The sequence below is a fragment of the Parafrigoribacterium mesophilum genome (assembly GCF_039652555.1).
GTDB classification, from domain to species: Bacteria; Actinomycetota; Actinomycetes; order Actinomycetales; family Microbacteriaceae; genus Parafrigoribacterium; species Parafrigoribacterium mesophilum.
In genome coordinates, this window is sequence record NZ_JBDJAF010000002.1 from 207407 (window position 1) to 220706 (window position 13300).

Below are 13300 nucleotides of genomic sequence, written 5' to 3' on the forward strand. Positions count from 1 at the left end.
TCCTGAATACTGCAAGGCGACCGTGACGTGCGTTGCTACTCCTGCACAAGTAACGGTGGCAGGAGTTGTGCACGGATGCCGCGTATTCGTCCGGCGGGTGCCACCGGCTGCGGGACGGTACCGTTATGCACGACCCGACTGCCGCCATCCACCGCTGTGGATGCATCGCCACTCGCCAGCAACTCCTTGCTCGGGGCTTCAGTGGATACGACCTGACCTGTGCGGTGAGGCTCGGCCTCATTTCCCGTGTCCGTCAGGCCCGGTATGCCACGCCTGATGCGCCGTCCGATGCGGTCGCAGCAACGCGGATAGGCGGCATGCTCGCCGGACCCAGTGCAGCGAGCAGTTACGGTCTATGGCACGGGTTCGACACCCGATTGCACGTCTCGGTCGGGGAGAACTCGTCCAGGCTCAGGACGAACGTCGCGCCGAGCTTCCGGAGGTTGGGACAAAGGCTGACTCCCGATCTCTCGCCAAGGTCGGCCGTCCTTCACTGGCTGGTCGATGGTGCCGTCCCGGAACTTGGCCCCGAATGCTGGCGAGTTACATTACCGGTCTGCTTACGGCAGATGGTGGCATGGTGCGATCGCGAAACGGCGATCGCCTGCCTCGATACAGCGCTCACCGAATACAAGCTGTCGCGAACGGAGTTGTTGGGAATCTTCTCGGATGCTCCGGCATCAGATCGCCTACTCGCCGGTGAATGTTGTCTCGGCAGCGACTCCGGCACCGAATCGCTCGTGCGGCAACGGCTGGCCGCTGTGGGCATTCACGTGCGGCAGCAGATCGAAATCAGTGGCGTCGGTCGTGTCGATATGGGGATTTCGGGCACCCGCATCATTCTTGAAATCGACAGCGAGAAGTATCACGACAACGATGAGGCTTTCGAGAGGGACCGATGGCGCACCGCGGAACTCGTGGCGCGCGGTTACGTCGTGATCCGACTCAGCTACCGGCGCGTGACGGCCGACTGGAACTGGTGCCTCCGGGTGATCCTCGGCGCGATGGCCGCAGCCTGACCCGGCACCTGCGACGGTCCACAGACCCTGGCCCATCTGCATCCGGTCCCCCGCTTGCTTTCACTAATCAGGAGGACGTGGGACTGCTGGGGGTTCTGAGGCGGCTTTCAACCTCATCGGCCACACCTGTCACAGGGGCCACACAACGTCCTGAATGATGAAAGCACACCGGAGGGAGGGAGCCCGGCGCGGGCGGGTGTCTAGGTGCCTAGACGATGTTGAGCAGCAGGTGCCCGGATGACACGGTGGCGCCCACGTGCGCGTTCAGGTTCGCGATGGTGCCGTCCTTGTGCGCGGTCAGCGGCTGCTCCATCTTCATCGCCTCCAGCACCAGGATCAGGTCGCCCTTGACCACCGAGTCACCGTCCGCTACCGCGAGCTTGACCACCGTGGCCTGCATCGGCGCCTTCACCGAGTCTCCCGTGGAGGTACTCGCCGCCAGGCCGCTGGTGCGACGGCGCGGCGGGGCCACGGATGCGCCGGATGCGCCGGACCCGCCGAGCAGTTTCGCGGGCAGGGTGACCTCGATGCGTTTGCCGTCCACCTCGACGACCACGCTGTGCCGCGGCTTCGACGCCGGAGCATCCGTGAGCGATCCGCTCCATGGCTCGATGCCGCCGGCGAACTCGGTCTCGATCCACCGAGTGAAGATCGAGAACGGCTCGCTGGTGAACGCCGGATCGCGCACCACGGCGCGATGGAACGGCAGCACGGTGGGCAGCCCGGCCACCTCGAATTCGTCCAGGGCGCGGCGGGCGCGCTCCAACGCATCCTGGCGACTGGATCCGGTGATGACGAGCTTGGCCAGCAGCGAGTCGAATGCGCCGGTGATCACGTCGCCGGTGGTCACGCCGCTGTCCACGCGCACACCGGGGCCGCCCGGCATCCGCAGCACGTTCACCGGCCCCGGGGAGGGCAGGAAGCCGCGGCCCGGGTCTTCCCCGTTGATGCGGAACTCGAACGAGTGTCCGCGCGGGGCCGGATCGTCGTAGTCCAGCCGGCCGCCCTCGGCCAGCCGGAACTGCTCCCGCACCAGGTCGATACCGGTGACCTCCTCGGACACGGTGTGTTCCACCTGCAGCCGGGTGTTGACCTCCAGGAACGAGACCGTGCCGTCGCTGCCGAGCAGGAACTCGCAGGTGCCGGCACCGACATAGCCGACCTCGTGCAGTATCGCCTTCGACGCCGAGTACAGCAGCGCGGTCTGCTCCTGCGTGAGGAACGGCGCGGGTGCCTCCTCAACCAGCTTCTGGTGCCGGCGTTGCAGCGAGCAGTCCCGGGTGGAGATCACCACGACCTTGCCGAACGCATCCGCGAGGCACTGGGTCTCCACATGCCGCGGCCGGTCCAGGTACTTCTCCACGAAGCACTCGCCGCGACCGAACGCCGCCACCGCCTCGCGGGTGGCCGACTCGAACTTCTCGGCGACCTCCTCGCGGGTGCGGGCCACCTTGAGCCCGCGTCCGCCGCCCCCGAACGCCGCTTTGATCGCCACCGGCAGGCCGTAACTGTCGACGAATTCCAGGATCTCGGATGCGTCGGCGACCGGGTTCAGCGTGCCGGGCGCCAGCGGCGCACCCACCTTTTCGGCGATGTGCCTGGCCGACACCTTGTCGCCGAGCTTGTCGATCGCCTCAGGGGACGGGCCGATCCAGATTAGCCCGGCGTCGATCACAGCGCGGGCGAAGGACGCGTTCTCGGCGAGGAATCCGTACCCCGGGTGCACCGCATCGGCCCCGGAGCGCCGCGCGATCGAGAGGATCTTGGCCACCACCAGGTAGGTGTCGGCGCTGGTCGTGCCGTCCAGGGCGTACGCCTCGTCGGCCAGTTTCGTGTGCCGCGCATCGCGGTCTTGATCGGCGTAGATAGCGACAGACGCGAGGCCAGCATCTCGGGCCGCGCGGATCACCCGAACTGCTATTTCACCTCGGTTGGCGATGAGAACCTTTGAAATCCGGGGCATAGTCACTTAGCCTATTGCCCCCCAGGCACCGTTCTTTGGATCCAGTGCACAAAAAGGGTGCCGGGTTTGCTGCGCGTTTCTACAAAGGCGGGTTTTCGGCGCCGTTCCACAGGCTTGTCCAACTCACTTCGAAGTCGCGCAGCAGCATCCGGCGCAGCATCGGAATTGACAGGCCGATCACCGCGCTCGGTGCCCCGGCCATCCACGACACGAAGGCCGCCCCGCGCGCGTCGATGGTAAACGCTCCGGCCACGCTCAGCGGTTCGCCCGTGGAGATGTAGGCGTCGATCTCCGCGTCGCTGATGTCCGCCTCGAAACGCACGCGCGCGCTGTCGACGCCGACCGAGACGCCCTGCGGATGCCCGCCGCGGTGGTCGATCAGGCAGTGCCCCGACCAGAGCACTCCTTCGCCACCGCGTTGATCGCGCCAGCGTGCGCGGGCGACCTCGGCGGTGTGCGGTTTGCCGTGGATGTGACCGTCGAACTCGAACGCGGAGTCGCCGCCGAAGATGAAGCCGTCGATCGGCGCGCCCTCCACCTGGGTTCCGACGACCGCTCGTGCCTTCGCCTCGGCCAGGGCACTCACCATCGCGGCCTCGTCCAACGGTCCGCGCTGAGCCTCCAACGCGGCGACCACCGCCGGCTCGTCCACACCGGACGGCAGCACGACCGGTTCGACGCCCGCCGCCCGCAGCGTGGCCAGCCGGGCCGGCGAGGTGGACGCAAGATACAGCCGCACCGGACTCCTATGCTCGTGGGATGGGTGAATGGCTGGGCAAGCACATCGAGATCGAGGTTACCAAGATCGCGCACGGCGGGGTCGCGGTCGGCCGCCACGACGGCCGGGTCGTCTTCGTCGCCGATGCGATCCCCGGAGAAACCGTGCGCGCCGTGATCACCGACGACGCCAAGGACTCGTTCTGGCGCGCCGACACCGTCGCCGTGCTCACCGCCTCCCCGCACCGCCGCCCGCACGTGTGGTCGGCGGCCGCCCTGGAGCGAACCCCGGACGACCGGGCCGGCGGCGCCGAATTCGGCCACATCGAGCTGAGCCACCAGCGCGAGCTCAAGCGCCAGGTGCTCGCCGAGGCACTGTCGCGGATGGCCGGCGTGGCCACGGATGCGGTCGTCGAACCCGCGCATCCGGCCGGCGGCACTGCAGCACCGGACGATGACGGCACCGGATGGCGCACCCGGGTGCGACTCCACGTGGCCGAAGACGGCACCGTCGGCCCATATGCCGCCCGCTCGCATCGGGTCATCCCGGTCACCGACCTGCCGCTGGCCAGCGCCGGCATCGCACGGGTCTCCCCCCTCACCGAACGCTTCCCCGGTGCCCAGTTCGTCGACCTGCTGGACCCGTCCACCGGCGACCCGCAGGTGCTCGTCAACACCGGTCAGCGCGCCCGTCGTACCGTGATCACCGAGAAGGTGGGGGAGCGCAGCTTCCGGCTCGACGCGCGCGGCTTCTGGCAGGTGCACCGGGATGCCGCCGCGACGCTCACCGCCGCCGTGCAGGAGGCGATCGACCCGGCCCGATTCGACCCGGCCGCCGAGAACCTCGACCTCTACGGCGGTGTCGGCCTGCTCGCCGCCGCGATGGCCGACCGAGCTGGCGGCGCGGTGCGGCTCACCACCGTGGAAAGCGACCGGGGCGCTAGCGCTCACGCGGCCCACAACCTGGCGCAGTGGTCGGCCCGGGCCGTGGCCGACCGGGTGGACCGCTACCTGCGCGCGCTGAGCGGGTCGGCCGGCAGCGCGCAGAGGGCGGCACTGCACGCCGCCACGGTGCTGCTGGATCCGCCGCGCTCCGGGGCCGGCAAGGCCGTGGTGGCCGAGCTGGCCGCGCTGGCACCGACCCAGCTGGTGTACGTGGCCTGCGATCCGGTCGCGTTGGCCCGCGATCTGGGCCTGCTGCGCGGTCACGGCTACGAGCTCACCGCGCTGCGCGCGTTCGACCTGTTCCCGCACACCCACCACCTGGAGGCCGTCGCCACCCTGGTGCGTGCCTGAGCGAGAGTTCCCGTTGCGGCTGGCTGTTCCCGTTGCGCCGGGCACAGTTAGCCGGAATGGACACAATTGAGGTCGGCAATCGCGCGCTTGCGGCGGCTCGGCCGTTACCATGGTGGTGCGGCCGCGCTGTCTCGGCGGCCGGATAAAGACGGGACCGACCATAGTGCAGACCACAATTGAACGCTTCGGGGCGCCTCAGAAGGTAACGGGTGTGCGGGTTGCTGTGGTCGACGATCACGAGTCCGTGCGGTTGGGGTTGAAGACCGCCTGCATCGACGCGGGCTACGACTTCGTGCTGGCTGCGGCATCCGTCGACGAGTTCGTCACCGCCTTGAACGGCCGGGAATGCGACGTGGTGGTGCTCGACCTGTCGCTCGGCGATGGCTCGACGGTCACCGAGAACGTCAAGCGCGTGCAGGCGGCCGGATGCGCGGTGCTGGTGCACAGCATCGCCGACCGGGTCGCGTTCGTGCGCGAAGCACTCGCCGCCGGTGCCGCCGGGGTCATTCCGAAATCCTCCGCCACCGAATCCGTCATCGCCGCCGTCGCCGTGGTCGCCCGTGGTGAAGTGCTCAACAACCTCGAGTGGGCCAGCGCCATCGACGCCGACAGCGACTTCGCCAAGGTGCAACTCGGCCGTCGGGAACGAGAAATCCTGCACCTGTACGCCTCCGGCCTGCCGCTCAAGCGCGCCGCTGAGCAGCTGGGCATCGGCTATTCCACCGCCCGCGAGTACCTCGACCGCATCCGGGTCAAGTATGTGGAGGTCGGCAGGCCCGCTCCCACCAAGGTGGACCTGCTCAGGCGCGCGGTCGAAGATGGCATTCTGCCGGGGCTGGACCCGGATGGCGGAGATGGCCACTAGCCCGGCGGCTCTGCACCCGGCCACGCACCCAGCGCAGTCGCACAAGCCGGCCAGCCGGTCCCAGATCGATATCGTCATCTCGCGCTCGGTCGCCATCTTCGGACTGATCTTCGGCGCTCAAACCGTTCCTGCCGTGTTCGGACAGGCCAGCCAGCTGAGCGAAAGCTGGCTGTTCGGCTTCGTGGTCGCCCTCTTCGGCGGGCTGCTACTGGCCGTCGTCGCCTCCGTGGTGCAGCGTTTCGTCCGTGCCGTGAACATCTACATCGCGGTGGTCTACCTCATCGCGATGGTCACCTGGCCGTGGGGTGTGTTGGATGTCGCGGCCACGTCGGCCGGGCGGCCATGGTTGTGGTACTTGTGCACACTGGCCACCGCCGCTGCCGCCGTCGCCTTGTCCACGTGGATGGCCACCCTTTACCTCATCGTTGCACCGCTCGCCTACGCACTCATCCGGGTGACGCCGTCCGGTGGTGGGGCTCAGTGGCAATCGGCGCTGCTGGACGCCGTGTACGCCATCATCCTCGGCGGCGCCGTGCTCATCCTGATGACGTTGCTGCGCTCGGCCGCAGCCTCCCTCGACGCCGCGCAGACCACCGCCCTTGCCCGGTACTCGCACGCCGTGCGCCAGCACGCCACCGAGGTCGAACGGGTGCAGGTCGACTCAATCGTGCACGACAGTGTGCTGACGACCCTGTTGTCGGCCGCGAGCGCCTACGACGCCGACTCCAAGGCGCTGGCCGGGCGGATGGCGGAGCAGGCGATCGGCCACCTCAAAGACGCCGCCGCGGTCGCCCCCGACGACGCGGCCAGCGTGGCGCTGAGCCAGGTCGCCACCCGCATCATCGGTGCGACGGCCACCCTGTCGGCACCGTTCGCGTTGCACTCCCAGCCGGTGGCGGAGGGCGGTATCCCGGTGCAGGCGGCGGACGCGGTCTATTCCGCCTCGGTGCAGGCCATGGTGAACAGTCTCCAGCACGCCGGGTCTGCTCCCTCCATCGAGCGTTGGTTGAGCGTGAGCGGCACCGGCACCGGCGGCCTCGAGGTGCAGGTCGGTGACACCGGCGTCGGATTCGACCCGGACGACGTGCAGGTGGGTCGACTCGGACTCAGGGTATCCATCCTGGAGCGCGTCACCAACGCCGGCGGCTCAGTGCGCATCGACTCGAGCCCCGGGGCGGGAACGATCATCACGATCCTCTGGCCGGCGACGGATGCGGTGAGCGCATGAACATCTCCGTCCCGCGATATCTCATCGTCGCCCTGGCCGCCACCTTCTCGGCGTACCATCTCGTGCTCGCGGTCGCTGCCATCGACGTGCCCAGGCATCCGGGGCCGTTCGTTGCCGCCATGGTGCTGTATGCCGTCGCCACAGCGGTGAGTCTGTGGCCCACCGCGCACCTGCAGATGCCCAGTTGGATGGCCACCTTCAACGTTGCCGTCTGCATTGCACTGCCGCTGCTGGTGACCAGCCAGCTCGACCCGACCAAGCCGATCGACGAGAACTCGGCCACCTGGTACGTCGCGGCGATCGGCACGCTGATGGTGATCACCTCCACCCGGCGCCGGCACACCTACGCCTGGATCGGCATCGGCGTGCTCGTCGTGCAGTCCATCGCCTGGGCTGGTCCCGGGGCCATCATCGCACTCGGCCTGTTCGGCAGCGTCGTCTGGGTCGGTATCTCGCACGCGATCTCCCGCTCGCTGGCGAACACCACCCGACACGCCCGCCAGTTCGCGTTGGCGGAGCGGGAGGCGGCGGCCTGGCAGGCGGCTCAGGAGGCGCACCTGTTCGAGCGGCAGTTCCGGCTGCGTCAGACCAGCCGGATGGCCCTGCCGATGCTGCGGCAGATCGTCTCCAGCGGGGGAGACCTCACCGAGGACCAACGTCGGGAATGCGTGCACCTGGAGGGCGCCATCCGGGACGAGATCCGCGGCCGCAAGCTGCTCAACGACAACGTGCGCCGGCAGGTGATGGCCGCGCGTCGACGCGGCACCACCGTCATTCTGCTCGACGAGGGCGGCATCGACGAGCTACCGGACGCCGACCTCGAGCGGATCCTCGACCGTCTCGCGTTCGTGATCCGCGACACCGAAACTGAAAAGCTCATAGCGCGCACGGTACCGGACGGGTCCGACACTGCCGTCACGGTGGTGGGACTGAGCCAGACCGCGCCGGTGGCGCACCGGGGCGGACCGGCGGTGGCCGACGCTGGCCCGGATGACGATGATGATGACGACGACGAAGAACGTCTTGACCTGTGGCTGGAAATCCCGCGCACGGCCCAGTAGCCGCGCGCACGGTGCAGTAATCGTGGGCCGGGCAGTAATCGTGGACCGGCCGGTAGTCGTGCGCCAGGCATCGGTCCCGCGCGCACAATCCGCCCGTTAACGGCAGAAGGGCCGAAGACCCGATCTTCGGCCCTGCCTAAATGCTCCGAGTCAGGGCGACAACCCGAATGTCGCCCTGACTCGCCCCCAACTCATTAGCCCGCTTACCCTAGTCGGCTAATGGCTGGCGATGTGGCTCAATGAGCAACACCTAGCAGAGTCAATACTGCCGCGCCGGTCGAGTACTGCAAAGTCGACACTTCGGGGGACAACTGGGGGACAAACCCCTTATTTGCCCCCCAAATGGGGCGCGGAATTCCGGACTTTTCCCTGATTAGTGAGGTTCTTTCCGGGGTACATTTGCAGTTTCCCTGAGCCAAACGCCCACTTTTGTGAGGAAAACGCTACCTACAGGGGTTCCCACGACATTAACCGCTATTTAGGTCAAAACACTGTGGAAGTGCCACAATGCACTTAAAAATTGATCTGCCCCCAGTTTTGGGGCAACGGAGAAAGGTTCAGCGCTGGGCGCGGTTCCACCCGCCGCGCGAGGGCACGATCGGCACGGCGATCGGGCGTTGACTGCGCTCCCAGGCGGATGGTCCGGCATCCTTCGCTTCGCGGCGCCGGGCGGCCGACTCCCGCACCAGGCCTTCGATCACGGCCGCGACGGCGGCCAGCTCGTCCGGCGTTGGCGTGCCGGAGACCACGTGCAGCAGCGGCTCCGGTTCCGGTGTCGTCGCGGCGCCGGTCGTGGGGCCGCCGGTCGTGTCGGTCGCTGTGTCGTCGGTCAAAGGGGAATGTTCCCGTGCTTCTTGGGCGGCAGGCTTTCGCGCTTGGTCCTCAGCGCGCGCAGCGCCTTGACGATGGCGACCCGGGTGGCGGCGGGCTCGATCACGCCGTCGAGCTCCCCGCGCTCGGCGGCCAGGAACGGGCTGGCCACGTTGTAGGTGTACTCATTGGCCAGCTTGGTGCGAACCGCCGCCACATCCTCACCATTGGCCTCTGCGGTCTTGATTTCGCCGCGGTACAGGATGTTGACGGCGCCCTGGCCGCCCATCACCGCGATTTCGGCGGTCGGCCAGGCGTAGTTGAGGTCCGCGCCGAGCTGCTTGGAGCCCATCACGATGTACGCCCCGCCGTAGGCCTTGCGGGTGATCACGGTCACGAGCGGCACGGTGGCCTCGGAGTACGCGAACAGCAGCTTCGCGCCGCGGCGGATGACGCCGGTCCACTCCTGGTCGGTGCCCGGCAGATAACCGGGAACATCCACCAGGGTGACAATCGGGATCGAGAATGCGTCGCAGAACCTCACAAAGCGTGCCGATTTCTCACCGGCCTCGATGTTGAGGGTGCCGGCCATCGCGTTCGGCTGGTTCGCCACAATGCCGACGGTGCGCCCCTCGACCCGGCCGAAACCGACGACGATATTCGGGGCGAACAGCGGCTGCGTCTCCAGGAAGTCCCCATCGTCCACAATGTGCTCGATCAGGATCTTGACGTCGTACGGCTGGTTCGGGCTGTCCGGGATCAGCGTGTTGAGCTTGCGGTCCTCGTCGGTGATTTCGAGTTCGACGTCGCTCTCGTAGATGGGCAGTTCTGCGAGGTTGTTGTCCGGCAGGAAGCTGATCAGCGACCGGGCGTAGTCCAGCGCATCCTCTTCATCCACCGCGAGCCAGTGGGCGACGCCGGAGATCTTGTTGTGGGTGAGTGCCCCGCCGAGCTCCTCCATGCCGACGTCTTCCCCGGTGACGGTCTTGATCACATCCGGGCCGGTGACGAACATCTGGCTGGTCTTGTCGACCATGATCACGAAGTCGGTCAAGGCGGGGGAGTACACCGCGCCGCCGGCCGCCGGGCCCATGATGATCGAGATCTGCGGGATGACACCGGATGCCATCGTGTTGCGGCGGAAGATCTCGCCGTACTTGCCGAGCGCGACGACGCCCTCCTGGATGCGCGCCCCACCGGAGTCGAGCATCCCGATGATCGGCACGCCGGTTTTCAGGGCGAGATCCATGACCTTGATGATCTTCTCGCCGGCGACCTCGCCGAGCGACCCGCCGAAGATCGTGAAGTCCTGCGCGTAGACGCACACCTGCCGACCGAGGATGGTGCCCATCCCGGTGACGACGGCGTCCCCGTACGGGCGTTTCTTCTCCATGCCGAACGCGTGGGTGCGGTGCCGGACGAACTCGTCCACCTCGACGAACGAGCCATGATCCAGCAGCAGTTCGATCCGCTCCCTGGCGGTCTTCTTGCCGCGGGCGTGCTGCTTCTGGATGGCACTCTCGCCGCTGGCGGTGACCGCTTCGTGGTAGCGCGTCTTCAAATCGGCGAGCTTGCCCGCGGTGGTGGAGAGGTCCGGCCCGGCGTTCTCGTCTGCAATCACGCCCTCACTTTACCGTTTGGGCCATTCTCGCCGCCCGCCGCCGTGTGCTTGCTCGGTTGGCGAGCCTTTCATTATTCAGGAGGGTGTGTGACGGATGATGCGGACGATGCTGTTGAGCACGCCATCCGCCGCATCCGCCACACCAGCCACATGACCTCCTGAATAACGAAAGTGGGGCGCGAGTGCTGCAGTGCCTACGCGGCGATGTATCCGTTCGGGTTCAGCACGTACTTGACCGAGGTGCCCGAATCGAAGTCCGCGTACCCGCGTGGCGCATCCTCCAGGGGGATGGCGGTGCCGTTGACGTTCTTCGCGATGGTGACCTTGTCGTGCAGGATCGCGTTCATCAGCCCGCGGTGGTACTTCATCACCGGGCACTGTCCTGTGGTGAACGCCAGCGACTTCGCCCAGCCGGTGCCCAGGCTCAGTGACAGCGAGCCCTTCTTCGCGGCCTCGTCGGATGCCCCGGGGTCGCCGGTGACGTAGAGTCCGATGATGCCCAGGGCGCCGCCGGAGTTGGTGACCTCCATCAGCGAGTTGAGCACCGTGGCCGGCGCCTCACGATTGGACTCGGCCCCGTGCCCCTTGGCCTCGAATCCGACCGCATCCACCGCGCACTCGACCTCGGGGACGCCGAGGATCTGCTCGATCTGCTCCTGCGGTGTGCCCTTGGTCAGGTCGATGGTCTCGCATCCGAAGCTGGCCGCCTGTGTCAGCCGCTGGGTGTTCATGTCGCCGACGATGACCACGGATGCGCCGAGCAACTGCGCGCTGGTCGCCGCGGCCAGCCCGACCGGGCCGGCCCCGGCGATGTAGACGGTGGAGCCAACGCCGACCCCGGCCGACACGCAGCCGTGGAACCCCGTCGGGAAGATGTCGGAGAGCATGGTCAGGTCCATGATCTTCTCCAGGGCCTGGTCCTTGTCCGGGAACTTCAGCAGGTTCCAGTCCGCGTAGGGCACCAGCACGTAGTTGGCCTGCCCTCCCACCCAGCCGCCCATGTCGACGTAGCCGTAGGCACTGCCGTAGCCGTCCGGGTTCACGTTGAGGCAGACGCCGGTCTTGCGTTCCTTGCAGTTGCGGCAGCGGCCGCACGAGATGTTGAACGGCACCGACACGAGGTCGCCCACCTTGATGAACTCGACATCCGGACCGACCTCGACCACTTCGCCGGTGATCTCGTGGCCGAGCACCAGATCGACCGGCGCGGTGGTGCGGCCGCGGACCATGTGCTGGTCCGATCCGCAGATATTCGTGGCGACCGTCTTGAGGATGGCACCGTGGGGCACCTTCCTGCCGACGTTGGCCGGGTTCACGCCTGGCCCGTCCTTCAATTCGAAGGTGGGGTAATCGATGTCGATCAGTTCGACCTTGCCCGGACCCTTGTAGGCGACAGCCTTGTTTTCTGGCATGACACATCCTCTTTCTATTGGCCGGGGCCGCAGTTGTGGCCCGTTGGCGTGGATTTCCGTTGGTGTGGGCTCCCGTTTGGGGAACTCACTGGGCGTGGAGTTCACGTGACCGTGCGAGGAATGGGGCGCGATCGTGACTCCGTCGGTGAATGACGTGCATTCCCGGCACGGGACGACCTTTCGGCCGACGCTAGCACCGGCATCCGTGCAGGACAATGGCCCAATCCTGCGAAGGTCGTGAATGGGGCGGGGGATCAGGCTCCGGATGCGAGCAGCGCGTTGACCTCGGCGCCGGTCGGGGAGGTGGCCGGTCCCCACCGGGTCACGGCCAGCGCCGCGCACGCGTTGGCGCGGCGGGCGGCCTCGAGCGGATGCTGCCCGGCCGCCAGCGCCGCCAGGAACGCCCCGACGTGGGCGTCGCCGGCACCGTTGCTGTCCCGCACCTCGACCGGGAATCCGGGCACGTGCACCGGCTCGGCGCCGGACACCGCGAGTACGCAGCCGTCGGCGCCCAGGCGAACAATGACACCGCGGCGGGCCATGACACCGCGGCCGGCGCTGACGTCCCGGCTCGGGGCGGGGGCCGGTCGGTCCGCCAGCTGCCGTGCCGCCGCCATCGCGGCCTGCACCGTGTCGGCGGTGCCGACACCGGCCCCGGTCGCCGTGCCTGCGGTTCCGGCGGCGATCTCGGTGGCCTGGCCCTCGCCGGTGGCGGCCCGGATGGCCGTGACCGCCTCGGCCAGGGTGCCGCTGAACCAGGTCGCCCGCCGCAGCACGGCGGAGTAGATGCCGGCCGGGATGTCCCGCCCGAGTGGCCCGGGGTCGAACAGGACCAGGGTTTCCGCGGGCAGCGCCGGCAGCCATCCGGCGATCGCGTCGCGGCTCACCTCGTGCACGAGGGAGTACCCGGACACGTGCACCAGGTCGCCGGGCGCCACCGATACGGCGGCGAGGCGGCTGGCGCCCAGCTGCGACTCGGCGCCGACCGCGGTGATGAAGGTGCGCTCGCCGCCGGCATCCGTCAGCGCCACGTCGAAGCCGGTGTCCGCGCCCGGCACCGGCGGCAGCAGCACGCCGATGCCCTCGCGCTGCAGGGCCGCCCTGACCAGCTCGCCGAACGGGCCGGTGCCGTGCGCGCCGCCGTACCGGCCGGCCAGACCCTGCCGGGCAGCCGCCACCAGCACGTTGAACCCGGCACCGCCGACGCTCGGCCCACTCGAGGTGGCCAGCACGTCGCCGCCGCGCTCGGGCAGCGCCGGTATCCGCGCGGTGAGGTCAACCACCGCGTTGCCGACGCTGATCAGCACG

General features: G+C 68.1%; 11 protein-coding genes. 5 read left to right on the forward strand and 6 right to left on the reverse strand.

The window, feature by feature from the left end; genetic code table 11:
• Window positions 1-224 precede the first annotated feature (224 nt).
• Window positions 225-1019, forward strand: coding sequence for an endonuclease domain-containing protein (locus ABFX56_RS11055; protein WP_346233380.1), 795 nt, complete (start codon window positions 225-227; stop codon window positions 1017-1019).
• Window positions 1020-1227: 208 nt separating this feature from the next.
• On the opposite strand, the gene ABFX56_RS11060 is transcribed toward ABFX56_RS11055, so the two are convergent.
• Window positions 1228-2982, reverse strand: coding sequence for an acetyl/propionyl/methylcrotonyl-CoA carboxylase subunit alpha (locus ABFX56_RS11060; RefSeq protein WP_346233381.1), 1755 nt, complete (start codon window positions 2980-2982; stop codon window positions 1228-1230).
• A 79-nt stretch (window positions 2983-3061) separates the two neighbouring features.
• Window positions 3062-3721 carry a Maf family protein gene (locus tag ABFX56_RS11065; protein ID WP_346233382.1) on the reverse strand — a complete coding sequence of 220 codons (660 nt, stop codon included), beginning with the start codon at window positions 3719-3721 and terminating at the stop codon, window positions 3062-3064.
• A 20-nt stretch (window positions 3722-3741) separates the two neighbouring features.
• Between ABFX56_RS11065 and ABFX56_RS11070 the strand changes: the two genes are divergently transcribed.
• From ABFX56_RS11070 to ABFX56_RS11085, 4 genes are all read left to right on the forward strand, one after another.
• Window positions 3742-4995 (forward strand): class I SAM-dependent RNA methyltransferase, encoded by a 1254-nt coding sequence (locus tag ABFX56_RS11070; protein ID WP_346233383.1) that lies wholly within the window; start codon window positions 3742-3744, stop codon window positions 4993-4995.
• Between the two features lie 211 nt (window positions 4996-5206).
• Window positions 5207-5860: a response regulator transcription factor gene (locus ABFX56_RS11075; RefSeq protein WP_346233384.1), complete on the forward strand. Its 654-nt coding sequence runs from the start codon at window positions 5207-5209 to the stop codon at window positions 5858-5860.
• Window positions 5850-7088 carry a sensor histidine kinase gene (locus tag ABFX56_RS11080; protein ID WP_346233385.1) on the forward strand — a complete coding sequence of 413 codons (1239 nt, stop codon included), beginning with the start codon at window positions 5850-5852 and terminating at the stop codon, window positions 7086-7088. Before ABFX56_RS11075 ends, ABFX56_RS11080 begins: the two co-directional genes overlap by 11 nt.
• The gene (locus tag ABFX56_RS11085) at window positions 7085-8149 is read left to right on the forward strand and encodes a hypothetical protein (RefSeq protein WP_346233386.1); all 1065 of its coding nucleotides are present in this window, start codon (window positions 7085-7087) and stop codon (window positions 8147-8149) included. The genes ABFX56_RS11080 and ABFX56_RS11085 overlap by 4 nt, the downstream gene beginning before the upstream one ends.
• Before the next feature lie 557 nt (window positions 8150-8706).
• On the opposite strand, the gene ABFX56_RS11090 is transcribed toward ABFX56_RS11085, so the two are convergent.
• The 4 genes from ABFX56_RS11090 to ABFX56_RS11105 all read right to left on the reverse strand — a co-directional run bounded on the left by ABFX56_RS11090 (window position 8707) and on the right by ABFX56_RS11105 (window position 13299).
• A complete protein-coding gene (locus ABFX56_RS11090; protein WP_346233387.1) occupies window positions 8707-8982 on the reverse strand; it encodes an acyl-CoA carboxylase subunit epsilon in 276 nt (91 codons plus the stop codon).
• The gene (locus tag ABFX56_RS11095; protein ID WP_428834435.1) at window positions 8979-10580 is read right to left on the reverse strand and encodes an acyl-CoA carboxylase subunit beta; all 1602 of its coding nucleotides are present in this window, start codon (window positions 10578-10580) and stop codon (window positions 8979-8981) included. The genes ABFX56_RS11090 and ABFX56_RS11095 overlap by 4 nt, the downstream gene beginning before the upstream one ends.
• A gap of 194 nt (window positions 10581-10774) precedes the next feature.
• Window positions 10775-11992, reverse strand: a complete 1218-nt coding sequence (fdhA, locus tag ABFX56_RS11100; RefSeq protein ID WP_346233388.1) for a formaldehyde dehydrogenase, glutathione-independent — start codon at window positions 11990-11992, stop codon at window positions 10775-10777.
• A 254-nt stretch (window positions 11993-12246) separates the two neighbouring features.
• Window positions 12247-13299 (reverse strand): PfkB family carbohydrate kinase, encoded by a 1053-nt coding sequence (locus ABFX56_RS11105; RefSeq protein WP_346233389.1) that lies wholly within the window; start codon window positions 13297-13299, stop codon window positions 12247-12249.
• Window position 13300 lies beyond the last annotated feature (1 nt).

Bases quoted from the DNA above. Each gene is read 5' to 3' on its own strand.
- ABFX56_RS11060 (WP_346233381.1), bottom strand. From the start codon at position 2,982: ATGCCCCGGATTTCAAAGGTTCTCATCGCCAACCGAGGTGAAATAGCA.
- ABFX56_RS11070 (WP_346233383.1), top strand. From the start codon at position 3,742: ATGGGTGAATGGCTGGGCAAGCACATCGAGATCGAGGTTACCAAGATC.
- ABFX56_RS11080 (WP_346233385.1), top strand. From the start codon at position 5,850: ATGGCCACTAGCCCGGCGGCTCTGCACCCGGCCACGCACCCAGCGCAG.
- ABFX56_RS11085 (WP_346233386.1), top strand. From the start codon at position 7,085: ATGAACATCTCCGTCCCGCGATATCTCATCGTCGCCCTGGCCGCCACC.
- fdhA (WP_346233388.1), bottom strand. From the start codon at position 11,992: ATGCCAGAAAACAAGGCTGTCGCCTACAAGGGTCCGGGCAAGGTCGAA.